We start from the raw sequence: 23236 nt of genomic DNA on the forward strand, positions 1-23236 counted from the left end.
ATGGGGTGACGATGGTTTCCGAAAGGTTTCCGAGCCGCCTGCGCGGCCTCAACTTCCCCTGTAGGTCGAATAGCCGAAGGGGGAAAGCAGCAGCGGCACATGGTAATGCGCCGCCGTGTCGGCGATGCCGAAGCGGATCGGGATGATGTCGAGGAAGGCGGGATCCGGCAGCTTGGCTCCAGTCTGGCGCAGATAGTCGCCCGCGTGGAAAACCAGCTCGTATTCGCCGGCCTGGAAGGTCTCGCCGGCCAGCATCGGCCCGCCGTCGACGCGCCCGTCGGCATTGGTGCGCACGGACTTGACCTTCTCGCGAGTCTCGCCGGAGAGCCGGTAGAGGTCGATCGCCAGTCCTTCGGCCGGAACGCCGCGGGCGGTGTCGAGGACATGGGTGGTAAGGCCGGTCATGGGCGAGGCTCCGAGAGGATGTAGGGCGTGTCGAAGACGAATTCTTCCAGATTGGTCTCCGGCCGGTCCCGGTCGACGACGAGGAAATCGCTGACGGCATCGAGCACCATCAGCGGATGATGCCACACGTTGCGGCGGTAGTTCACACCCTGGCTGCCGCTGGCGAGGAACACCCGCGGTTCGCCCGGACGGCCATCGACATCCTCCGAGACCGCCACGAGGAAGGGCCGGCCGGACAGCGGCGAAAAACTCTGGCTGCCGAAGGGATGCCGCTCCATCATGCCGATCTCATAGGGAAAGCGCCGCGGCTGGCCGCGAAACAGGCTGATGATGACATCCTCGCCCTCGGCCTCGGCGACCGACAGCCGGTGGAAACGCTCGGTGGTGCCGCCGTTGATCAGCCGCATCGTCGCCGGATCGGCTTCGATGACGTCACCGAAGGGGGCGAATGTCCCGGCCGTCAGGGGGCGGATAGGAAGCTCGGTGGGCAAAGGGGTCATTCTCCCTGGACATGCGGGTGGCGGAGCTGGTCGATCTGTCGCACAAGCTTCGGCAGGTCGGACTGCACCGTATCCCAGACGATACGCCAATCCAGCCGGTCATATTGGTGAACCACGAGATTGCGCAGCACCTGGATCTTGCTCCAGGCGACCTCCGGTTGCTCGGACGCAATGTTCGGAAACAGTGTCTGGATCCGTGCAGCGGCGGTCGCGACTAAAACGAAGGTCATGGCTACGGCGTGCTGATGCAAGAGATCCTGCTCGAATGCCTCGAAGCTGACCTCCTCAAGGAATGCGATCGCTTCGCGCGCCGCCGCCTCCATATCGATAAGGTTGTCGAGCAGCCGCTCTTCCGGTGTCATATGCTGCGCGCTTCGGCAAGGATCCGGTCGCGCATCCGCGCCTTCAGGCCGCTGGCCGTGACCACGTCGACCCGGCAAGGCAGAAGATCCTCCATCTCGGCTTGAAGCCCCCCGAGATCGAACAGGGTCATGCCGGGCAGAGCATCGATCAGGATGTCGAGATCGCTGTCCGGCCCGTCCTCACCCCGCGCAACAGAACCGAAAACACGCGGATTGGCCGCCTTGTGACGGGCCGTTGCAGCGCGGATCGCTTCTCTGTTCTGCTCCAGCACCTCGGACGGTCTCATGGCGACATCACTCCTGATGGCGGCAATATAGGCGATCGGAGACAGGCTGGAAAGAACATGGGCGCTCACCCCTCCGGCAGCAGCGTCGCGAGCCGCAGCGCCTTCCTCGAACTCTGCCTCTGGATCGTTGAGGCTTCCCGGTTGAGGCGATGGACGACGAGAGGCTGCGGCATGATCATTCGCCTTGCGGGCGCCAGTGGGTGATGGCGTGAAGTTGGTCGAGAAGGTCGGGTAGGACGCTGTTTACGGTAAGCCAGATAGTACTGACGTCCAGTTGGAAATACTGATGCGCGATGCGGTTGCGCATGTTGCGAATGTCCTTCCAGGCGATCTCCGGGTGATCCGTAACGAACTCCGGGTGGCTATCCATCAGCTTGATGACGCATTCGCCGATAGCCATGATATTGGCAACAACGGCATCCTGGGTTCTCTGGTCGGCGAAGAAGGTGGCGCGATCCATTCCGCGCGTATAACCAGTCGCCGTCTTCGCCGATGCCGCCATGCGTTCGAGATAGATGGCCAGGCGATCGTCGCTCATACGGCGACGGCTTCGGCCATGATGCGTTCGCGCACCGCGGGTGGAAAATCGCCCGGAACCTTCACGTCGACCCGGATGCCCAGCGCCTCCGAAAGATCGCCTTCGAGGCCGCCGAGCGTCAGCAGGCTCGTGTCCGGCGACGGGTCCACCAGGATATCGAGGTCGCTGCCCGGTCCGTCTTCGCCGCGCAGGACCGACCCGTAGATGCGGGGGTTCGAGACCCGACGTCGGGCCACGATCTCCTTGATGATGGTTCGGTTCCTGTCCAGCACCTCGGACGGTCTCATGGCGAAATCACTCCTGATGCCGGCAATATAGGCGATCGGAGACGGGCTGGAAAGAACATGGGCGCTCACCCCTCCGGCAGCAGCGTCGCGAGCCGCAGCGCCGCGATGCGCTCCACCTGCGCCGTCGCCGTCTCGAACTCCGCATCAAGGCTGTTGTGGATGCGCTCTTCGAAGGCGGCGAGGATGTCGGTCTTGTCGAGGCCCTTAACGGCGATGATGAAGGGGAAGCCGAATTTTTGCGTATAGGCGTCGTTGAGTTCGGTGAACCGGGCGTGTTCGGCCGGCGTCAGCCGGTCGAGACCGGCACCCGCCTGCTCGTGGCGGCTCTCCTCCGTCAGTCCGCCCGCGATCGCCAGTTTGCCGGCGAGATCCGGATGGGCGCGCAACACCCCGAGCCGCTCCTCCCGGCTTGCCTTGCGGAAGATCGAGACCAGCGCCTGATGCACGCCGTCGGCCCTCAGCGGCACGAACAGCAGGCCGGCGTCATAGGCCCGTTCGGCGATGAACGGCGAATGCTCGAAGACGCCGCCGAAGCGGGCGACAAAATCCTCGCGCGCTGTCATGCGCCGTCTCCCGGCATATGGTGCGCGTGCCAGTGTCGGGCGATCTCGATGCGCTGCGGGATCCACACCCTGTCGTGGGAGAGCACGTATTCGATGAAGCGGCGAAGGGCGGCGGCGCGGCCGGGACGGCCGACGAGGCGGCAGTGCAGCCCGACCGACATCATCTTCGGCGCACCCTCCTGGCCCTCCCGGTAGAGCACGTCGAAGGCATCCTTGAGGTAGGTGAAGAACTGGTCTCCGGAGTTGAAGCCCTGCGGCGTGGCGAACCGCATATCGTTCGTCTCCAGCGTATAGGGGATGATCAGGAACGGCTTGCCGTCGAGCCCCGGCACCCAGTAGGGCAGATCGTCCGCATAACTATCGGAGGAATAGAGGAAGCCGCCCTCCTCCATGACGAGCCGCAGCGTGTTGTCCGACGGCTTGCCCTGGTACATGCCGTAGGGCCGCTCGCCGGTCAGCTCCGTGTGCAGGCGGACGGCCTCGCGGATGTGCTCGCGCTCCTGCTCGAGCGGAAAATCCTTGTATTCCAGCCAGCGATAGCCGTGGCTGGCGATCTCCCAGCCAACTTCCTTCATGGCCGCGACGGCCTCGGGGTTGCGGGCCATGGCGCGCGTCACGCCGTAGACCGTCGTCTGCACCTTGAGCTCCGTGAACATCCGCCACAGCCGCCAGAAGCCGGCGCGCGAACCGTATTCGTAAATCGATTCCATGTTGAGGTTGCGCTGGCCCGGCCAGGCCGCCGCGCCGACGATCTCCGACAGCAGGTTTTCGGATGCCGCGTCGCCGTCGAGGATGCAGCTCTCGCCGCCCTCCTCGTAGTTGATGACGAACTGCACGGCGACATGGGCGCCACCTGGCCATTTCGGATCGGGGGGATTGCGGCCGTAGCCGACGAGATTACGGGGGTAGTCACTCTCGGACATCAAATCACCTTGCCAGACAAGAAGGCGACGGTAGCCAGCCGTCCCGCCGCTGTCGAGACGCAAATGTCGATACCTGCGGTGGTCAGCCGGGCTGGGTGGCAAGCCGCAGATGGGTCTCGAAGGTGAAGGCGTCGGGCACATCCATCACCTGACCGGCCATGGCCGACAGCGCCGCATCGGCCATCCGGTGGGCGATGCCGAAGCTGACCTTGAAGCCGCCGGTGAGCGCAATGACCGACGGATGGTCAAGATGCGGCCCGACCATGGGATCGCGGCCGATTGCCTTGGGCCGCAGCCCCGCCCAGCGCTCGACCACTTCCGCCTGGCGCAGCACCGGGACCAGCTGCCGCGCCCGCTCCAGAAGGTCGTCGAGCTTGGCGTCGGTCGAGAAAGGCGCGTCGTATTCCTCCTCGCTGGTGCTGCCGATGGCGACCAGCCTGTCGTCATGGGGAACGACATAGAGGCCGTTGAGGAAGATGATCGGATGCGCGGGATCGATGTCCGCCTTCAGGAGCGCCGCCTGTCCCTTCACCGGACGTCCGAGCGACCGGGGAGCGCCACCGCCGAGATCATCCAGAAGCGGAAAGGAGGACGGACCGGCCGCGACGATGCAATGGCCGAAGGCGACCGCCGTGCCGTCCGCGAGCACCACCCGGTTCTGTGCCGCATCGATGCGCAGTGCCGGCACCCATTCGACGATCCGGACGTTGGACGACGCCCGCAGCCGTGCGGCCAGCACCGACATCAGCGCACGCGGCGACACCCGCCCGGCCAGCGTCTCGTGGATCACGCCGGCGCCGGTGAAGGCGGGATCGAGACCCGGAACGGCGTCCGGATCGAGCACGTCCCAGGCGAAATCATGGCCGGCGGACGCCCAGTTCTCGCTCGCGTCCTGCTGATGGCGCAGCGCGATGTCGCGCAGATGCGGCTTCGGCAGCGGGATCAGCCGGCCGGAGCGGCGATAGCCGCTGGAGAGGCCGGTTTCGGCTTCGAGCCCGGCGATTTCGTCTTCCAACGAAACGAGCGCGTCGAACTGGAACAGCTTCTTCTCCGACCAGCGATCCGGCACATGCGCCATCAGCGCGCCGAGGAGGCCGCCGGAGGCACCGCTGGCCAGCGTCCCGGCGTCGAGCAGCAGCGTCGGGATGCCGAGCCGGTCGGCCTTCAGCGCTGCCCACAGCCCCATGATGCCGCCACCGAGGATGACGAGATCCTGGCGTGACGGAAGCGATTGACCGGCCCGGCCGGCGGGACTATCGGCTGTGGTCATGAGCGACAATAATTCTAAGAGTGATGGGGCAAGCCTCGAGTGGCATGAGGGCGATATGCCCTACTCGTCCCAGTTTGGCGACCATTTTTATTGCCGGGAAGACGGCCGGCTGGAGTGCGGCCACGTCTTTCTGGCCGGTAACGACTTGCCTCAGCGATGGGACGACGGACGAAATTCTCGCATAGGCGAACTGGGCTTTGGCACAGGGCTGAACTTCTGCGAGACCTGGCGGCAATGGAAGCTTGTGCGACAGCCGGGCCAGCACCTGCAGTTCACCTCCTTCGAGCTCTATCCCATGGCCGCCGACGAGATCGACCGCGCCCTGTCGCAGTGGCCGGAGATCACCGAGGAGCGGACGGCGCTGGTCGCGGCCTGGCCTGTGGTTCCGCAAGGGCGCGTGGAGATCGAGGTGGATGCGCAGACGCGGCTGACGGTCTTTATCGGCCCGGCGCTGGACGGTGTGACGGCGGAGCCGGTGGATATAGACGCCTGGTTCCTCGATGGCTTCGCCCCTTCGCGAAACCCCGACATGTGGTCTGCGGAACTGATGCAGGCGATCTTCGACAGAACGGTGCGCGGCGGGAGCTTCGCCACCTATGCGGCGGCAGGCTTCGTGCGGCGAAACCTGCAGGCTGCAGGCTTTACGGTCGTGCGCCGACCGGGCTTTGCCGGCAAGCGCGAGATGCTGTGCGGTAGAAAGCCCGTCAGCTCGACCTGAGGGAGGCCGATGTCGCCCCTAGCCACTGGCGGATCTTCTGCTCCAGCAGTTCCGGGCTGATCGGCTTCGACATGTAGTCGTCCATGCCCGCCGCGATGCAGAGTTCCCTGTCGCTTTCCAGCGCGTGCGCCGTGACGCCGATGATCGGCACATGGCCGCCCGTCTGCTTCTCCAGCTCGCGGATCTTCTGTGTCGCCTGATGCCCGTTCATCACCGGCATCGACACATCCATCAGGATGAGCGAAGGAGCCATGGCCTGCCATGCGTCGACGGCCTTGGCGCCGTTCTCGACGATCTCGAAGCGCCAGGGGGTGCCCTGCAGGATCTGGGTGAAGACGATCTGGTTGACCTCGTTGTCCTCCGCCACCAGGACGTCGATCAAGGGCGCCGGCGGTGCCGCCGGCATCGTCTCGTTGCCGTAGCTGCCCTGTTCGACCAGCCGCGGCGCAGACGCCGATGCGGCCGGAAGTGACGGCACCGGCACATCCGTGCGCCGCTTCAGGCGAACCGAACGCACCACCTCCACGACGGTTGCGCGCAGAAGATTGGCGCGCGCCGGCTTCATCAGGTGCGCCTGGATATTGAGCTTGGCGAACGTGCTGTCGTCGCCCGCCATGTCCATAGACGTCAGGAAGATGATCCCGATCCCGTCGAAGCGACGGTCGCCGCGGATGTGCGCCGCGACTTCGAGCCCGTTCATTTCCGGCATGTGGTAGTCCAGCACAATGGCGTCGATGGTCATGCCGAGCCGAACGACTTCTGCCATGACCGCAAGTCCTTCGGCGCCACCGTCGGCAGCAACCGTATCGAAGCCCCACATGGTGAGCTGCTCGGTCAGGATGCGCCGGTTGACGGCATTGTCGTCGATGACGAGAACCCGAGCACCTGCTGTATTGACCGGCAGTGAAGGATTGGTGGTGCGCTCGCTGACCACGTGGAATGGCAGCTTGACGGTGAAGACAGACCCCTTGCCGACTTCGCTCTCGACCTCGATGTAGCCGCCGAAGAGGTCGACGAGGCCGGCGGTGATGGCAAGGCCCAGACCTGTGCCCTCGTGGCGCCGTGTCGAAGAGGCGTCGACCTGAGAGAACTTCTCGAAGACCGACTTCAGCTTCTCGTCCGGAATGCCGAGACCGGTGTCCTCGATCCGCACCGACAGCATCATCTCGCCCTGGGCGATCGCCTCCGAGTGCAGGTCGATGAAGACATGGCCCTTCTCGGTGAACTTCACCGCATTGCCGACGAGGTTGGTGATGATCTGGCGGAAGCGGCCGGCGTCGCCAAGCACCGTCTCCTTGACCGAGGCATCGCCGCGCACGATCAGCTCGATGTCCTTGTCGGCCGCCGCCGATGAGAGAAGCGTCGCCACGTCCTCGATCGCCTCGACCGGATCGAAGGGTGCCTTCCGGAGCTTCATCTGGCCGGCGTCGATCTTGGAGAAGTCGAGGATGTCGTTGATGATCGTCAGGAGCGCATTGCCCGACTTGACGATGATGTCGATGAAGGTCTTCTGGCGGGTGTCGAGGTTGGACTTTGCCAGAAGTTCCGCCATCCCGAGCACGCCGTTCATGGGCGTGCGGATCTCATGGCTCATGTTGGCAAGGAATTCCGACTTTGCCTTGTCCGCCGCCTCGGCGCGCTGCACCAGGCGCGTCAGCTCCGCCTCGCGCTCCTTGACGTCGGTGACATCGGTAAACACGGCGAGCCAGTGATCGTTGCCGCTGAGATTGGCCTCCACATGGATCCATTTGCGGCCGTCGACCTTGAAGGTGACCTCGACGGACTGGCCCTGGCTGACGCTCTCCTCCCAGGTCCGAAGCGTCTCCATGGCTTTGTCGGTAGGCCCGAGATCGCCACGCTTGACGCAGAAGCGGAAGACCTCGCGCCACAGGGCGCCGGGGCTTCCGAGCGCCTCCGGGATCTCCAGCATCGCCGGCAGGGCATTGTTGGAAAACACGATCATCCCGTCGTGCAGAATGAGCAATCCCTGCGACATGGCACTGGTGGCGTCGCGCATCAGCGCGCCCTGGCGATCGAGCGCCTGCTGGGCGGCCCGCATCTCCTCATCGCGTTTGCGGATCGCGGTGATGTCGGTGTAGCTGAGCAGCAGCTTTTCGCCCGTGAGCCGGGTGCCGGAGATCAGGATCACCCGCCCCTGGGCGCTGCGGACCTCGATCGGCGGCTGCTCGCCCTCCTGGGTCAGGTCGGCGATCCGCTTGCTGTAGATCTCCTCGAAGCTCTTGTCGGTATCGCTGTAGATGCCGTTGTCGAAATTGACCTTGAGGAAATCACGGTAGGGCCGGCCGATCAGCTCGAACTGCTCGCCGGCATCCCAGAAGCCGTAGAAGGCCGGGTTGGCATATTCGAAGGTGAAGTCGCGGTCGAGAATGCCTATCCCCACCGGAACGCCGCCGAGGATGGTCTGCATGTCCTGGCGCAGCTTGTCGGCGTGCTCCATGGCCTGCTTGTAGGGCGTGATGTCGGTGATGGACCCTACGAGGTGCGGTTCGCCCTCGGCATCGAGGACGCGCATCTGCCGGGTGAGAACGGGAATCGTGCGGCCGTCCGGAAACGTCTTGTCCTCGGCCTTTTCGATCGCCTCGCCGTCGTCCAGAATTCGGTCGTTTTCGCTCTGGCTGCGCTCCGCCTTCCAGGGAAACATCTCAGCATCGGTCTTGCCGAGGATGTTGCCGCGCTTGTCGCCGAACATCTCCTCGTAGGCGGCGTTGACGAATTCAAGCCTTTGCTCGCTGTCGCGCATGAAGACGGCGACCGGCAGGTCCTCCAGCACCGCTCGCAGGAGCTCGGCTTCGCCGATATTCTTGCGCAGGTGATGCTCCTGCTCCTTGAAGTCGGTGACATCGGAGCGCAGTGCGATGACGAGACCATTGTCCAGGCGCTTGTTGACGCTCTTCAGCCAGCGACCGTCCCTCAGTTGCTCGACCGTTTCCGAATAGGCAAGCCTGAAGGACTTCACGCGTTCCTGCATCCAGGCCGCACGTTCCGGCGGCTCCCGCCCCTGCAGGCGCGGGTTATTTTTGACGCGCTTCTCGTAGATCTCCTGCAGGAGCTGATCGTAGCGGATGCCGTGCCGAAGGGAGACGCCGAAAGTTTCGTAAAATTCTTCCAGCTGCGCATTGTAGTAGATAAGCGCATCGCCCTCATCGTAGATGCCGATGCCGACGTCGAGGAGGTCGAGAGCGTTCTCGAGCTGCAAATCCTGATAGCGGCCGTCCGCGTTGTCACGCATGGTCTTTTCTCCCCCGTCCGTCACAACCAGTCGCGGCACGTGGCCGGCCTCCTCCACCGGCGTGAAGCGACCGAACACGAAGGTGCGGTCATCTTCCGTGACGAAACGCTCGATGGCGACCTCGAAAGCCGGCTTGCCGGCGGAGTCGAGAACGCGCGCCGTTTCCTCGCTGCCGAAGATCAGCGCGCGGCATTCCTTCTCCCGGCGGTCCCCGTCGTGCTCGCTCTGCAGCAGCTCGCGGGTGGATTGACCGACGAAATCCGCCGGCGCGCCGCCGAACAGGGCCGCATAAGCCTCGTTGACGGCAATGTAGTTGAGAGTGCTGTCCTTGATGAACGCAGGTTCGCGCAGATCACCGATCCGCGCGCAAGCCGTTGTCAGGAGTTGGCCCTGCATACCCACCGTCTTCCGCTCCAGCCGCTTGAACAGCGGCGTCCCGCAGCGATTCTGTTGTGCTCCGATTCCGGAATAACACCATAGCGAGCGTTAACAAATCCTTGCAAAGCGCGTCGGACTGTCCCGAAAGTTTACAATTGTCAGGTTTTTTGCCCGTCTAAGGCACGCTTCGGCGCTTTCAACCCTGCCCTGCCAATGCCATGTTCGCGCCACGTTCCAGCCACAGTTCCCGCTTTCGGAAATGCCGTCGAGCGCGCTCTCAACCGCAAGCCGCATCTGGCTGAACAGCCGTTCAGACTACGGCTTCCGCACCTCCATCAATCCGCCGGGATTGCTGGCGACACTCTTCCCATACCCTGGAGAGGGAAAGGATGAGGATCATGCGAACACTTAAGAAGACTGTGACTGCGGGCATGATGGCTTTGACGGCGATGGGGGCTCTTGCGGTTCCGAACGCGCAGGCCCGCGATCGTCACGACGACGTCTGGGCCGGCGTTGCAGCGGGCCTGGCCGGCGGCATCATCGGTGGAGCCATCGCTTCCCAGCCACGCCGCGTCTATGTCGAACCCGAATACGAGTATGCGCCGCCGCCGCCACCGGTCTATCGCCGCACCTATTACCGGCCTGCGCCGCGCTGCCACTTCGAATGGGTGGAGAACGAGTGGGGCGAAGCCTATCGCGCCCGCGTCTGCTACTGAACGGAATCCATTGAACAAATTAGAGCCCGCGTCCATGTCTGGAGGCGGGCTTTCGCATTGCAGCCGCAGAATCGTCACTTGACTTTGGGCCGCTGATCCACCAAATGAACGACAGCTTTCACCTTCCGGCCGCCGCGTGAGTTGGCCCTGCGACACAATAGTCGCGAAGAAGGAACAAGGCGCACAGATAGATCGCCCTCACCTCCCGAGGGTTTACGCGCTGGAGAGCAATTTCCAACACACAAGTTCCCACTTCACGCGGGGTTCTTGACGCCAAGGGCAAGCCGGACAGCATGGTGCTGTAGCCGGTTGCGCGCTTTTGGCGCCCCGAAAAGGTATTCGACTTGACGAATTTCCAAGAGCTTGGCCTGTCCAAGCAGCTCGTAGACGCGCTTTCCGCTCTCGGCTACGACACCCCGACCCCGATCCAGGAAAAGTCCATTCCCCAGCTTCTCCAGGGTCGCGACATGGTCGGCCTGGCACAGACCGGCACCGGCAAGACAGCCGCCTTCGGCCTGCCGCTGATCGAAATGCTGTCCAAGGACCCGAAGCGTCCTGACAACCGCACCACCCGTGCGCTGATTCTGGCTCCGACCCGCGAGCTGGTCAACCAGATCGCCGTCAGCCTGAAGAGCTACATCCGCAACACGCCGCTGAAGATCAACGCCGTCGTCGGCGGCGCCTCGATCAACAAGCAGCAGCAGCAGCTTGAAAAGGGTACAGACATTCTCGTCGCCACCCCCGGCCGCCTGCTCGACCTGATCTCGCGTCGCGCCATCGGCCTGACGACGGTTCGCTACCTGGTGCTCGACGAAGCCGACCAGATGCTCGACCTCGGCTTCATCCACGACCTGCGCAAGATCTCCAAGATGGTCCCGGCCAAGCGCCAGACCCTGCTGTTCTCGGCCACCATGCCAAAGGCGATTGCCGATCTGGCGTCCGACTTCCTGAAGGATCCGGTCCAGGTGTCCGTGACGCCTCCGGGCAAGGCTGCCGACAAGGTCGAGCAGTTCGTCCACTTCGTCACCGGCAAGAACGACAAGACCGATCTCCTGAAGAAGTCCCTGACGGAGAACCCGGACGGCCGCGCCATGGTCTTCCTGCGCACCAAGCACAGCGCCGAGAAGCTCTCCAAGCACCTGGAGCAGGTCGAGTTCAAGGTTGCCTCCATCCACGGCAACAAGAGCCAGGGCCAGCGCGAACGGGCCCTGAAGGCCTTCCGCGACGGCGATATCCGCGTACTGGTGGCAACCGACGTTGCAGCCCGCGGTATCGACATCCCGGGCGTCACCCACGTCTTCAACTACGATCTTCCGGAAGTGCCGGATGCCTATGTCCACCGCATCGGACGCACCGCGCGTGCCGGTAAGGACGGCATCGCCATCGCCTTCTGCGCACCCGACGAAGCCGGTCTGCTGCGTGACATCGAGCGTCTGATGAACATCGAGATCACCACCGCATCGGGCGAGCGCCCGGTCGGCATGGCTCGTCCGGCACGCGGCGGCGGCAACAAGCGCGGTGCTTCGGCCCCACGCCAGGCCCGTGGCAACGGCGGCGGCCGTCCCGGCGGCGAAGGCCGTCCGGAACGTCGCGATCGCCCGGCCCGCAAGCCCTTCTCGCAGGCTGAAGGCTCTGAGGAACGCGGTGGGCGTCCGCAGCGCGACAACCGTCGCAACGACGACTTCCGCGGCCAGCGCAGCGGCGAAAGCGCCCCGCAGGGCGACAACGACCTGACCTCGACATCGGACTTCCGTCCGGCCAAGAAGGCCTTCGGCGGCCCGAACGGTGCCGAAGGTCGTCCGGCTCGCAAGGAACACCGCAAGGGTGCAGCTCCTGCAGCCCACGGCGCCCATGAAGCCGCCAACCAGCGTACCCGCAGCGGCCACGGCCGTCCTGCCTCCAAGGGCAGCGCCAACGGCGGTCCCGTCAAGTTCGGCGGCGAGAACACCGGCGGCGGCCAGGGCCGCACGCGCCGCCCCGCCTAAGCGGTTCCATCGGTTCGAAAAATGAGAAAGCAGCCCCGGAAACGGGGCGGCTTTCTTCGTTTCGACAGGGCGTTGACGCCTATCGCTGCGCCTTGACGTCATCCGCCGTCACCGGCGGCGCAGCATTGCCCCAGCTGTTGCGAATATAGGTCAGGACGTCTGCGACCTGCTGATCGTCAAGGCGCCAGGCAAACGACGGCATGGCCGGCGTTGTCCTGGCCTCCGGCGTGGCTGCACCCTGCGAGCCGTTGAGGACGACATGCGTCAGCGTCTCGGCACTCGGCTGCTGCACGAGCGGACTTCCGGCCAGAGCCGGGAACAGCTGCTTTCCGCCCGAGCCGTCGCCGCGGTGACAGGCCGAGCAGGTATCGTGATAGATCATCGCCCCTGCCCGCATGTGCGCATCATCGGCAGCGATCGGCTGCGGCTTCTGCGTCTCGCCGCCTTCCGTGCTCTTCAGATAGACCGCGATCGCCTTCAGGTCGCCATCCGTCATCATCGACGTCGATTCCTGGACCGCCTCCCGCATCGGACCGGACGCGATGGAGTGGGCATTCTGCCCGGTCTTGAGGTACTGGACGATCTCGTCCTCGCTCCAGCCACCGACACCGAGATAGCTGTTGCCGGTGATGTTGGGGGCATACCATCCCTGCAGCGAGGCGCCCTGCAGCGCCTCGTCGCCCTTGTCGGCGCCGAGGATGGATTTGGGCGAGTGACAGGTGCCGCAATGGCCGGCCCCCTGGACGATGTAGGCGCCGCGGTTCCATTCCTCCGACTGGTTCGGATCGGGCTGGAAATCGCCCGGCTCGAAGTTCAGCATGTTCCAGCCCAGCATCGCCAGGCGAATGTTGAACGGGAACGGCAGCTGGTTTGCCTCGACCGGATTGTGGACCGGCTCGACGGTGCGGATATAGGACCAGAGGTTGTCGACGTCCTGGTCGCTCATCTTCGTATAGGCTGGATAGGGCATGGCGGGATAAAGGCGCTTGCCGTCGTGGCCGATGCCCTCCTTCATCGCGCTGCGGAAATCCTCCGCCGACCAGCTGCCGATGCCGGTTTCGTCGTCAGGCGTGATGTTGGGCGGAACGAGCTTGCCGAACGGCGTCTCGAGCGGCAGGCCGCCGGCAAGCGGCGCCCCGCCGGGCGTGGTGTGACAGGCGGCGCAATCCGAGAGGATCGCCTGGTAGCGTCCACGGATGATCTTGGCATCATCGTCCGGCGCCTGGGCGAGAACGGAGGAGGACGCGAGCGCCGCGACGGTGACGGACAGGCAAAGAGCGATCGTCCTCATGCCGACACCAGAGCTTGTCCGGGATTGCGGAGATACTGCTGACGGATCGCATCGGCCGCATGATAGGCAAGCGCGCCGACCGTGCCGGTCGGGTTCTTTCCGGCATTGTGTGCAAATGCGGAAGCACCGACGACGAAGACATTCGGGACATCCCAGCTCTGCAGGTATTTGTTGACCGCACTGGTCCGCGGATCGGCTCCCATCGTCGCGCCGCCCGTGTTGTGGGTGCTCTGGTAGGGCACCGAATCCCAGCCCTTCTTGCGGGGCGAGACCGTGTATTGGCGGCCCCCGAGCTCCTTGGCGATCCCCTCCATCTTGCCCGAGACCCAGCTTGCCATGCGGATGTCATTGTCGGGGAAATCGAAGGTCACCCGCAGCAGCGGCCGGCCGAAGCGGTCCTTGTAGGTCGGGTCGAGGTCGAGATAATTGCCGCGGGTCGGGTAACTGGAGCCTTGGGCGGAGAACGACAGCGTGCTCTTGTAGGAATCCACCGTTGCCTGCTTCCAGTCCTTGCCCCAGCGCGGCGTGCCCGGCGGCGTCGGCCGGGTCTGGATCGGGCGGCCATTGGTCGGAATGCAGTTGATGCCCGCGCCGCCGACGAAATCGAGGCCGCCGTGGTCGAAGGCGTCGCCGTTGAAATCGTCCATCGTCTGGCCGAGCGCGCCGGCAGCGACAAAGGGATTGAAGTTCTTGTCGTCGAAGAACACCTGCGCCCCGGAATTGGTCTGGTAGCAGTAGTTCCGGCCGACGGTCCCCTCCCCGGTATTGGGATCATAAGCCTGACCGATGCCCGACAGCATCATCAGCCGGACATTGTGCAGGCCGTAGGCGCAGAGCAGCACCATGTCGGCCGGCTGGAAGAACTCCTCGCCGGAGGTGTCCACATAGGTGACGCCGCGGGCGTGGGTCCTGGCGGCGTCGAGATCGACGTGCAGCACCTCCGAATGGGTGCGCAGCTCGAAGTTCTTCTTCTTCATCAGCACCGGAAGCACGGTCGTCTGGGCGCTCGACTTCGAATAGTTGGCGCAGCCGAAGCGCTCGCAGAACCCGCACATCGTGCACTGGCCCATGGCGATGCCGAGCGGGTTGATGTAGTCCTCCGACATATTGGCCGAAGGCGTCGGAAACGGGTGATAGCCAAGCGCGCGGCCGGCTTCGGCAAACAGCGTCGGCGCATAGGTCATCTGCATCGGCGGCAGGGGATACTCTCGCGAGCGCGGATCCTCGAACGGGTTGCCGCCCTCGCGGATCTCGCCGTTGACGTTGCCCGCCTTGCCCGAGATGCCGCTGAGGTATTCGAAGCGATCGTAGGCGTTTTCGAGCTCGGCGCCGGTGACACCCCAGTTCTGCAGCTGCAGTTCGGCAAACTTTTCAGCACCGTAGCGCTGGGTCAGGTGATCGGCGATCTGAAAATCGGTATCCCAGAAACGCCAGGTATGGCCGTTCCAGTGAACGCCGGCGCCGCCGACGCCGTTGCCCAGAAGAAACGAGCCATAGTCGCGCATCGGCAGGGCCGTCTGAGAGGTGTTGTTGCGCATCGTCATCGCTTCCGTGACCGGCTGCAGGAACAGGTCCTTGCGGATCGCGTAGCGAAGCTCGTCCTGTACATAGCCGATGTTGAAATCGGTGGCCGTATCGCGCCATGGGCCGCGTTCGATGGCGACGACGTCGAGGCCTTCCTCGGTCAGTTCATGGGCAAGGATGGCACCCGTCCAGCCCAGGCCGACGATGACGACGTCCTTGCGGGGGAGAATTGTTGTCATGGCTGAAATCCTACCTGCTCATCCATTCCGTCGAACCGGCGATCGAGACCGGCGGCAGAGGATAGGGTTCATTGTGTTTGGAGACATGGTCGCGATAGTCGTAACGGGCGCCGGGAAAACCCAGCATCCGCCACGAGGCCATGTCCTTGTTGCCGCCATAGATCGGATCGGCGAAGAAGCCTTCCATGGCGCCGCTCAGCATCAGGTTGAAGAACGCCTTGGCATTCACCTTGTTGGGGAGCTCGATCTTGCCGCCTTCGAGATCCGTCAGCACGCCATCCTGGTCGTCGCCCGACAGCTCGGCAAAACGCTTGCCGTCCTTGTTGTCGCGAGTCCAGGCATTGAGGGAGGCGATCCCGAGGCGATAGCGCTGATCCGGCGTCTCGGCGTTCTGATAGCCCTGGGTCGGCAGGCCGGGCAGGATGGGCCCGCCGGTATAGAGGCGCGCGGACGACCCATAGGAACCGGCCAGCTGCCGGTCGAGATAGAGGACGCAGCCCGCCTCCCGGCCGCCGATCGAGAGGTCATCGGCTGGGATCAGCCGATCGACCACGGCCTCCATAGTCGCAACCTCGTCGGCGGTGAAGAACATCCATCCGTCGGGGCGCACCTGAAGCGGCGGATCGGCCGCCCCCGACTGCCAGGGCAGTTCGCCCGAGATGCTGCGAGCCAGCGCACCCCCGGCGCTGCCGGCCAGTGCTGCAAATGCGACGGAAGAAAGGAATTGGCGCCGGGTGGGGCGCTTCAGACAGTGGCTTTCCATGGAAAGACCTCCTCCAACGAGAAAAGGTCGGTGACGCGTCTTGCGACGTGCGCCGAGATGATCGAACCGAACGGTTCGCTTCAACCTAACCCAATGGCCAATCGTTACAAGCCGGCAATTGACGACCGTCAGGAACTTTTTATTTCAGAGGTATTCCGCTGATACGAAAATGCATTTGCAAATGTCTCAGGTCGAGACGGGGCCAGGAGGCCGGGCACTGCCGTTCCGGTTGACCATGTAGACGCCGGCGACAACGATGGCGGTGCCGACGATCATCGGCAGCGTCAGCGGCTCGCCGAACAGGAAGAATGCCTCGATGGCGACCACCGGCGGCATCAGGTAGATGAGCGAGGCGGCCCGCGAGACCTGGCCGCGCCGGATCAGGTAGAGCAGCAGGCCGACGGCGCCCATCGAGATCCCGAACACCGACCAGGCCATGGCGAAGATCGCCTCTCCCGTCCAGTCGAAGCGCAGGTCCTCGAAGGCGAGCGCCAGCGGCACGGTGACGATGAAGGCGCCGACGAACTGCAGCACGGCGATCGACAGGAGGTCGCCCTGCTGCAGGTGGCGTTTCTGGTAGAGCGTGCCGTAGGTGACGGAAAACATCGCGGTCAGGTTGACGATGATCGGCAGACCGAGCCCGACGAGACCCTGCTCCAGCGTGTCGAAGAGTTGCGGCGATATGGCGATCATGATGCCCGCAAAGCCGATCACGATGCCGACCTTCTGCAGCGGGCGAAGGCGTTCGCCGATCAGGAATGGGGCAGCCAGCGCCGTCAGCAAGGGCTGCAGCCCGGCGATGATGCCCGACAGCCCTGCCGGCACGCCCTGCCCGATCGCCCACCAGACACCGGCGAGATAAAGCCCGTGCAGGAAGATGCCCGAGATCAGCGCATGGCCGATCGCCCGCTTCGAGCGCGGCCAGGCGGCACCCGCAGCCAGGCAGAGCGCCGTGAAGGCAAGGGCCGCCAGCGCATGCCGCGCGGCCATGAAGGTCAGCGGGTCGGCATGCGCCACCGCAAACTTTGCCACGAGCCAGCCGGTGGACCAGAGAAGGACGAATACGGCCGGAGCCAGTCGATACAGCATCAGGGGGTTCCGGCGATCAGAAAAGTGGCATCTGCTTCCTAGACAGCCCTCCGCCATCGGTCAAAGCAGAAAAACTTACCAGTTGCTTCAGTGCGGCTGACGCTTGCCCAAATGCCGTCGTCTCCCGCGCCGGAACAGGGCTGAAACGCCCATCTCCTAGGCTTCCTGTCTCGTAGTGAAGCGTCTTCGACGTCGTCCGCGGGAGCATCCGGCAGCATTTCAGGCACCCACTGACGTCCTCTGGCAGCCATCGGCGTCTAGCATGCTTCTTGCTTTACCAAAGGGCATGTATTCAAATGGCTGCAAAAAGGGGAACGCGCCATTGGCATTCGATGAAATGTTGACTGCGGACAAAAGTCCGCGACCACCCTACCAGAAATACCACGCATGGCATGCGGGCCAGGATCCGGCCCATCTCATCCAGAAGACCCGGGACGCGGAGACCATCTTCCGCCGGACGGGCATCACCTTCGCCGTCTACGGCCATGCGGATTCCTCTGAAAAACTGATTCCCTTCGACATCATCCCGCGCATCATCTCTGCCTCCGAGTGGCGAAAGCTTGCGGCCGGGATCGAACAGCGGGTGCTGGCGCTCAACGCCTTCCTCGAGGACATCTACCACAAGCAGGAGATCATCAAGGCCGGCCGCATTCCCCGCGAGCTGATCGAGAGGAACGACGCCTTTCTTCCCGAGATGATCGGCTTCAGGCCGCCCGGCGGCGTCTATACCCATATCGTCGGAACCGATATCGTCAGGACCGGCGAGAACGAGTTCTACGTGCTGGAAGACAATGCCCGCACGCCGTCCGGTGTCAGCTACATGCTGGAGAACCGCGAGACGATGATGCAGATGTTCCCGGAACTGTTCACGCAGAACAAGGTTCGCCGGGTCGAGGATTACCCCTACCTGCTGCGCCAGTCGCTGGCGGCGATGGCACCGCCCGGCTGCCAGGGAAAGCCGCGCGTCGCGGTCCTGACGCCCGGCATCTACAACTCCGCCTACTTCGAGCACGCCTTCTTAGCCGATACCATGGGTGTCGAGCTGGTCGAGGGTGCCGACCTGCGCGTCATCGACGGCCGGGTGAAGATGCGCACCACCCGCGGCTACGAGGCGATCGACGTGCTCTACCGCCGCGTCGATGACGATTACCTGGATCCGTTGACCTTCCGGTCCGACTCCACGCTCGGCGTTCCGGGCATCATGGACGTCTATCGCGCCGGCAAGATCAACATCGCCAATGCGCCCGGAACAGGCATTGCCGACGACAAGGCGATCTACTCCTACATGCCGGAAATCATCGAGTTCTACACCGGCCGCAAGGCGATGCTGGAGAACGTCCCGACCTGGCGCTGCTCGGAACCGAAGAGCCTGGCCTATGTGCTGGAGCATCTGCACGAACTGGTCGTCAAGGAGGTGCACGGCTCCGGCGGCTACGGCATGCTCGTCGGCCCGACGGCCACCAAGAAGGAACGCACCCTGTTCGCCGAAAAGCTGAAGGCGCGGCCGTCGAACTACATCGCACAGCCGACTCTGTCGCTTTCGACCGTGCCAATCTTCGTCAACAAGGGCATCGCCCCTCGCCATGTCGATCTGCGCCCCTATGTGCTGGTCTCCGACAAGGTGAAGATCATTCCCGGAGGATTGACACGCGTGGCGCTGAAGCAGGGCTCGCTGGTGGTCAACTCCAGCCAGGGCGGCGGCACCAAGGACACCTGGGTTCTGGAGGACTAAACCGATGCTCCTTGGAAGAACCGCCAACGGCCTCTACTGGATGTTCCGCTACATCGAGCGCGCCGAAAATATTGCCCGACTGGTGGACGCGGGCCTGCGCGTCTCCCTCACCCGCCCCGACAGCGGCGATGACGACTGGGAGGGCGTGCTGCAAAGCGCCGGTGCCCGCAAGAGCTATGCGGAAGTGCACGACAAGGTGACGTCGGCCGATGCGATCGATTACCTGCTGCGCGACCAGCACAATCCGTCGAGCGTGATGTCCTGCTTCGAGTCTGGACGCAACAACGCCCGCATGGTGCGCACGGCTCTGACCCGCGAGACCTGGGAAGCCACCAACGAATGCTGGATCGACCTGACGACCCGGCTGACGAAGCGGGTCAAGCCCGCCGATCTTCCGGAACTGATCGACGTGGTCAAGCACCGCTGCGGCCTCATTCGCGGCGCCTTCCACGGCTCGATGCTCCGAAACGACATCTACAACTTCTCGCGCATCGGCACCTTCATCGAGCGCGCCGACAACACCAGCCGCATCCTGGACGTGAAATATTACGTCCTGCTGCCGGCCGTCAGCCAGGTGGGCTCGTCGCTGGACAACATGCAGTGGGAATCGATCCTGCGCTCCGTCTCCGCCCACCGCGCCTACAGCTGGGTCTATGACGGCGAATACCGCCCCTCCAACATCGCCGACTTCCTGATCCTCAACGGTCGCATGCCGCGCTCGCTCGCCTACAGCTACGGCAAGATCGTCAGCAACCTCCATTATCTGGAGCGCGAATACGAGATGCGGCCAGCAGCGATCGAGACCGCCGAGGAGATCAACGCCATGCTGACGCACGGGTCGATCGCCGACATCATGGACAACGGCCTCCACGAATTTCTCGAGGAGTTCATCAGCCGCAACAACCGGCTTAGCGTGGAAATCTCCCAGGGCTATCGCTTCAACGAGTAGGACGAAGAGCCATGCGGCTGACGATCACCCACACGACCGAATATCTCTACGACCAGCCGGTCTCCTACATCCTGCAGCGGCTGCGGCTGACGCCCGTCGACGGGCCGACGCAGAAGGTGCTCAACTGGACGATCGAGGTCGACGGTGCAACCGTCGAGACGGGCTATGCCGACCATCACGGCAACCGCGTCGAACTGGTCTCGGTGGAGGGCAGCGAGCACCGGATCCGCATCGTCGCCCGCGGCGAGGTGGAGACCACGGACAAGGCAGGCGTCGTGGGACCGCATCACGGCTTTGCGCCGCTCTGGCTCTTCCTGCGCGAGACGCCGCTGACGAAGCCCGGGAAACTGGTGCGCGATCTCGTCAAGACCCTTCCGGCCGGCAGCGAGCTGTCGCGCATGCACGCGTTGATGGGCGAGATCCACCGGGCCGTCGCCTACGTCCCCGGGTCCACCGACAACCAGACCACGGCGGAACAGGCGCTGGCGGCCGGACGCGGCGTCTGCCAGGACCACACGCATATCTTCATCAGCGCCGCGCGGCTCCTCAACATCCCGGCCCGCTACGTGTCGGGCTATCTGCTGATGGAGGGCATCACCGAGCAGGTGGCGACCCACGCCTGGGCGGAGGCACATCTGGCCGGTCTCGGCTGGGTCGGCTTCGACGCCGCCAATGACGTCTGCCCCGACGAGCGCTACGTGCGGCTCGCCACCGGCCTCAGCTACCGGGAAGGCGCACCCGTCTCTGGCATGCGCATCGGCCCCGCCGGCGAGAACCTGAACGTGGCGCTGACGGTTGCAGAATCAGGCAGCCGGCAGCAGAGCCAGAACTGACGGGTCAGCCGGCCATCCTGTGGCTCGCAACAGGAGCGTTCTGCCCACAGGCGACCCGTGGCAGCCGGCGCAGCTTGTCGTTGAGCGTATTGTAGCCTGCCTGGACCATATCGATGTCCTGCAGATAACTGACACCCGCCAAGGCCACAACAAGATCGCCCACCGACGTCGCGACATCCTTCGGTCCCTTGGACAAACTTCCTTGAAGGAGGTCCTGCGCAGCCGCCTCCGTCCCGCCCAGGGCCCGGTAAAGGGCGAGCGCGCCCTGGAGCAACTGACGGCGGAATTCTTCGTTCGTGACAGGTGTCGAGCCGGTCTGTCGGTGGAAAACTTCGATGGCGCGGTTTTGGATTTCACTCATGGCGGCCGGATCTCATGTGCATTGCAGGATGGCTCGACCCTAGCTTCGACCCTTTGAGAAGGGTTAAAGCCGCATATATTACTAATCGTGAATGAAAAGCTTGAGTGACGCACACAGAGGCCTCTCGCAAGCCCGGCGCCATCTTCACGTGTTGATCTCCCGGCGAGAGGAAAGATCATGCTGTTCGGGCAATCGGTGTTCCAGTCGGTGCTGACACGACTGGACGAAGAAGACGCGGAAAAGACCGAGGCGGATCCGCAGGCTTTCCGCGTGTCTGGCCTCAACGCAAGTTTCGTGGCGGAAACGGCCGTCGGCAGTCCGACGAGCGCGGCGGACGCATATTTCGACGTCCAGGCCGACGGCATGCCTGCGCAACCGGAGGCGACAGACGCATCAGACGCGCCGGCGCCAGTGCCCCAACCTCCGGAAGAACCAGAGATCCCCCCGCACCTCCTGCGGCTCAGCGAGGCGGAGATTGCCGAGGACCTGGCGATCGGTCCGGAGGACACAGCCGAGACACTGGCGGAGAAGCGCCGGCGTTTTGCCAAGGACAATCATCCCGATACGATCGCCGTCGCCTTCCGCGATGAGGCCACCCTGCGGATGACCACAGCAAACCTGCTCGTCGACCGGGCGATCAAGGATCTCTACTGGCGATCGTCCTGACCGTCGTTCTCTAGCGGAGCCGGCGCAGCTGGCGGACGCTTGCGCCCGAATTCGTAGAACAGCTTGTAGCCGGCATAGATCCCCATCGCCCCGACCAGCATGCCCCAGAAGGCTGCGCCGTTGTAGAATTCGAACCCGGCCCAGGCAAAGCAGACGCCGACGATCAGCAGGCGCGCCCAGAGCGGCTTGTACATGGGGTGGTCGATGTCGATCATGTGTCTATTCTCCAGCCGCCGCCTGGACTGGCGCACGATGGGCGATGATATCCTGGTCGACGATCGAAAATGCAAGCCCGAGATGGCCTTCGAAGACGAGCGAGGGCTCGTCCGCCACGACCTCGAGCCGTGGCATGCCCGACAGCCGCACCACCTGCGTCTGCGCCAGCCCCTCCTCGATTCCCTGCCTGAGAAGGTCATAGTAGCGCAGGCCAGGACCTGTGATGAAGACAGGCATGTGGCCGTGCAGGCTGAGCAGCCGCGACAGACCGTTGCCGAGCGCGACGCCCGCCTGGCGGAAGGCAAATCCCGCCATGCGGTGCCCCTGACGGGCCTGCGCGGCGATCTTGTCGACCTCCGGCAGCGGCACGATCTTGGCGGGGATGGTGTCGGCCGGCACCTCGAAGGCCGTCCGCAGCACCGCATAGAAGCCGGCATAGGCCTCGATGCAGCCACGCGCACCGCAGCGGCACAGCGCACCGCCGGGAATATGCAGCATGTGCCCGAAGTTCGGCGCCGAGATCTCCGGCTCGCTGCCTGCCCTCGCCTTGGCGATGCCGAGCCCGATGCTGTGGCCGAGCGAGACGGCGGCAAGGGTGCCCGCCTCCTGCGGCTGGCGTTGCTGCAAGGCCTGGGCGACCAGCAGCGTCTCGTTGTTGAGGATCGTCTTGGCGCGCCATCCCTTCCCCAGAACGGTCCGGACATCGACGGGCTCTGAGCCCAGCATCGGCGACCAGACGAGCTTCGGCTCCGTCGGGCTGACCAGCCCCTTGCTGCTGAAGGAGACGAGCAGCACCTGGTCCTTGGCGATGTTGGACCGCGCGACCACCCGCTCGAGCCCGGCCGACATCCGCCCCATGAAAGCCTGCGCCCCGTCCTCGCGACGCTCCTCGGAAAACCTGTCGAGCAGAGTTCCGGCATAATCCACCAGCGAGTACTGGATGGAATCGGACGAGACGATCACGATGATGAGGAAGCCGCAGTCGCGGCGCTGGCTGAACAGCACGCGCGGCCGCCCGCGGCCGGTGGCCGCCTGCTGCTCGTTCTTGCCGATGACGGCATGGCGCTCGAGGTCTGCGGTGATCGCGGACACGGTTGCCGAGGACAGCCGTGTCGCTTCCGAAAGCTGCGTGTGCGACAGCGGGCCGTGGCGCCGCAGCGCCGTCAGGACGAGCGAGCTGTTTTGCTGCCGGACCAGCTCCGTGCTCGACTTGGCCAGCATTGTCTGCCCGTTCCTCCCGTGGGTCTTTCCGTCATGGTCCAGCTGCGAAGGATGCTCAGACAGCCCCGATTGACTCTGTTAAAAATCTCTGACATTTAATTTCTCGACTGTCGAGAAAAAAGCCTTCGGGCTTTTGGGGGCAGCAAATCTGGCGGGGGGGAGAGCACGGA

The 23236-nt window shown here is 64.2% G+C and carries 24 protein-coding genes; 7 read left to right on the forward strand and 17 right to left on the reverse strand.

Annotation, left to right across the window (positions count from 1 at the left end; genetic code table 11):
- Positions 1 to 48 precede the first annotated feature (48 nt).
- The 9 genes from uraH to M1E10_RS20360 all read right to left on the reverse strand — a co-directional run bounded on the left by uraH (position 49) and on the right by M1E10_RS20360 (position 5135).
- A complete protein-coding gene (gene uraH, locus M1E10_RS20320; protein ID WP_499174607.1) occupies positions 49 to 405 on the reverse strand; it encodes a hydroxyisourate hydrolase in 357 nt (118 codons plus the stop codon).
- A complete protein-coding gene (locus tag M1E10_RS20325; protein WP_499177242.1) occupies positions 402 to 896 on the reverse strand; it encodes an ureidoglycolate lyase in 495 nt (164 codons plus the stop codon). Before M1E10_RS20325 ends, uraH begins: the two co-directional genes overlap by 4 nt.
- Before the next feature lie 5 nt (positions 897 to 901).
- Positions 902 to 1267, reverse strand: coding sequence for a HepT-like ribonuclease domain-containing protein (locus tag M1E10_RS20330; RefSeq protein ID WP_499174608.1), 366 nt, complete (start codon positions 1265 to 1267; stop codon positions 902 to 904).
- Complete coding sequence (locus M1E10_RS20335; protein WP_499174609.1) at positions 1264 to 1554, reverse strand: nucleotidyltransferase family protein; 291 nt, start codon at positions 1552 to 1554, stop codon at positions 1264 to 1266. Before M1E10_RS20335 ends, M1E10_RS20330 begins: the two co-directional genes overlap by 4 nt.
- A gap of 175 nt (positions 1555 to 1729) precedes the next feature.
- Positions 1730 to 2092 (reverse strand): HepT-like ribonuclease domain-containing protein, encoded by a 363-nt coding sequence (locus tag M1E10_RS20340; protein WP_499174610.1) that lies wholly within the window; start codon positions 2090 to 2092, stop codon positions 1730 to 1732.
- The gene (locus M1E10_RS20345; RefSeq protein ID WP_499174611.1) at positions 2089 to 2379 is read right to left on the reverse strand and encodes a nucleotidyltransferase family protein; all 291 of its coding nucleotides are present in this window, start codon (positions 2377 to 2379) and stop codon (positions 2089 to 2091) included. Before M1E10_RS20345 ends, M1E10_RS20340 begins: the two co-directional genes overlap by 4 nt.
- 65 nt (positions 2380 to 2444) lie before the next feature.
- Positions 2445 to 2942: a 2-oxo-4-hydroxy-4-carboxy-5-ureidoimidazoline decarboxylase gene (gene uraD, locus M1E10_RS20350; protein WP_499174612.1), complete on the reverse strand. Its 498-nt coding sequence runs from the start codon at positions 2940 to 2942 to the stop codon at positions 2445 to 2447.
- Complete coding sequence (gene puuE, locus M1E10_RS20355; RefSeq protein WP_499174613.1) at positions 2939 to 3865, reverse strand: polysaccharide deacetylase family protein; 927 nt, start codon at positions 3863 to 3865, stop codon at positions 2939 to 2941. Before puuE ends, uraD begins: the two co-directional genes overlap by 4 nt.
- 82 nt (positions 3866 to 3947) lie before the next feature.
- A complete protein-coding gene (locus tag M1E10_RS20360; protein ID WP_499174614.1) occupies positions 3948 to 5135 on the reverse strand; it encodes an NAD(P)/FAD-dependent oxidoreductase in 1188 nt (395 codons plus the stop codon).
- On the opposite strand from M1E10_RS20360, the gene mnmC2 reads away from it, so the two are divergent.
- A complete protein-coding gene (gene mnmC2 / locus M1E10_RS20365; protein WP_499174615.1) occupies positions 5134 to 5853 on the forward strand; it encodes a tRNA (5-methylaminomethyl-2-thiouridine)(34)-methyltransferase MnmD in 720 nt (239 codons plus the stop codon). The two genes, M1E10_RS20360 and mnmC2, sit on opposite strands and share 2 nt — an antisense overlap.
- Here the strand turns inward: mnmC2 and M1E10_RS20370 are convergent.
- Positions 5840 to 9499 carry a PAS-domain containing protein gene (locus M1E10_RS20370; RefSeq protein WP_499174616.1) on the reverse strand — a complete coding sequence of 1220 codons (3660 nt, stop codon included), beginning with the start codon at positions 9497 to 9499 and terminating at the stop codon, positions 5840 to 5842. The two genes, mnmC2 and M1E10_RS20370, sit on opposite strands and share 14 nt — an antisense overlap.
- Before the next feature lie 380 nt (positions 9500 to 9879).
- Between M1E10_RS20370 and M1E10_RS20375 the strand changes: the two genes are divergently transcribed.
- Together M1E10_RS20375 and M1E10_RS20380 are read left to right on the forward strand one after the other, a co-directional pair.
- Complete coding sequence (locus M1E10_RS20375) at positions 9880 to 10197, forward strand: hypothetical protein (protein WP_499174617.1); 318 nt, start codon at positions 9880 to 9882, stop codon at positions 10195 to 10197.
- Positions 10198 to 10541: 344 nt separating this feature from the next.
- Positions 10542 to 12182, forward strand: coding sequence for a DEAD/DEAH box helicase (locus tag M1E10_RS20380; RefSeq protein WP_499174618.1), 1641 nt, complete (start codon positions 10542 to 10544; stop codon positions 12180 to 12182).
- A 79-nt stretch (positions 12183 to 12261) separates the two neighbouring features.
- On the opposite strand, the gene M1E10_RS20385 is transcribed toward M1E10_RS20380, so the two are convergent.
- The 4 genes from M1E10_RS20385 to M1E10_RS20400 all read right to left on the reverse strand — a co-directional run bounded on the left by M1E10_RS20385 (position 12262) and on the right by M1E10_RS20400 (position 17091).
- Positions 12262 to 13473: a cytochrome c gene (locus M1E10_RS20385; protein WP_499174619.1), complete on the reverse strand. Its 1212-nt coding sequence runs from the start codon at positions 13471 to 13473 to the stop codon at positions 12262 to 12264.
- The gene (locus tag M1E10_RS20390; RefSeq protein WP_499174620.1) at positions 13470 to 15236 is read right to left on the reverse strand and encodes a GMC family oxidoreductase; all 1767 of its coding nucleotides are present in this window, start codon (positions 15234 to 15236) and stop codon (positions 13470 to 13472) included. The genes M1E10_RS20385 and M1E10_RS20390 overlap by 4 nt, the downstream gene beginning before the upstream one ends.
- 10 nt (positions 15237 to 15246) lie before the next feature.
- Positions 15247 to 15999 (reverse strand): gluconate 2-dehydrogenase subunit 3 family protein, encoded by a 753-nt coding sequence (locus M1E10_RS20395; RefSeq protein WP_499174621.1) that lies wholly within the window; start codon positions 15997 to 15999, stop codon positions 15247 to 15249.
- Between the two features lie 186 nt (positions 16000 to 16185).
- The gene (locus tag M1E10_RS20400; protein WP_499177243.1) at positions 16186 to 17091 is read right to left on the reverse strand and encodes a DMT family transporter; all 906 of its coding nucleotides are present in this window, start codon (positions 17089 to 17091) and stop codon (positions 16186 to 16188) included.
- 259 nt (positions 17092 to 17350) lie between these two features.
- On the opposite strand from M1E10_RS20400, the gene M1E10_RS20405 reads away from it, so the two are divergent.
- From M1E10_RS20405 to M1E10_RS20415, 3 genes are read left to right on the forward strand one after another with little or no spacing between them, the layout of a single operon-like run.
- Positions 17351 to 18820, forward strand: a complete 1470-nt coding sequence (locus tag M1E10_RS20405) for a circularly permuted type 2 ATP-grasp protein (protein WP_499174622.1) — start codon at positions 17351 to 17353, stop codon at positions 18818 to 18820.
- 4 nt (positions 18821 to 18824) lie between these two features.
- Positions 18825 to 19769, forward strand: a complete 945-nt coding sequence (locus M1E10_RS20410; RefSeq protein WP_499174623.1) for an alpha-E domain-containing protein — start codon at positions 18825 to 18827, stop codon at positions 19767 to 19769.
- Between the two features lie 11 nt (positions 19770 to 19780).
- Positions 19781 to 20602 carry a transglutaminase family protein gene (locus M1E10_RS20415; RefSeq protein ID WP_499174624.1) on the forward strand — a complete coding sequence of 274 codons (822 nt, stop codon included), beginning with the start codon at positions 19781 to 19783 and terminating at the stop codon, positions 20600 to 20602.
- Positions 20603 to 20606: 4 nt separating this feature from the next.
- Here M1E10_RS20415 and M1E10_RS20420 read toward each other — a convergent pair whose 3' ends face one another.
- Complete coding sequence (locus M1E10_RS20420; RefSeq protein WP_499174625.1) at positions 20607 to 20963, reverse strand: hypothetical protein; 357 nt, start codon at positions 20961 to 20963, stop codon at positions 20607 to 20609.
- Positions 20964 to 21140: 177 nt separating this feature from the next.
- On the opposite strand from M1E10_RS20420, the gene M1E10_RS20425 reads away from it, so the two are divergent.
- Positions 21141 to 21629: a hypothetical protein gene (locus M1E10_RS20425; RefSeq protein WP_499174626.1), complete on the forward strand. Its 489-nt coding sequence runs from the start codon at positions 21141 to 21143 to the stop codon at positions 21627 to 21629.
- On the opposite strand, the gene M1E10_RS20430 is transcribed toward M1E10_RS20425, so the two are convergent.
- Entirely contained in the window at positions 21611 to 21844 is a 234-nt protein-coding gene (locus tag M1E10_RS20430; RefSeq protein WP_499174627.1) for a hypothetical protein, read from the reverse strand. The two genes, M1E10_RS20425 and M1E10_RS20430, sit on opposite strands and share 19 nt — an antisense overlap.
- A gap of 4 nt (positions 21845 to 21848) precedes the next feature.
- Positions 21849 to 23066: an ROK family protein gene (locus M1E10_RS20435; RefSeq protein WP_499174628.1), complete on the reverse strand. Its 1218-nt coding sequence runs from the start codon at positions 23064 to 23066 to the stop codon at positions 21849 to 21851.
- Positions 23067 to 23236: the final 170 nt, after the last annotated feature.

Source organism: Rhizobium sp. PK7-22 (assembly GCF_056530405.1).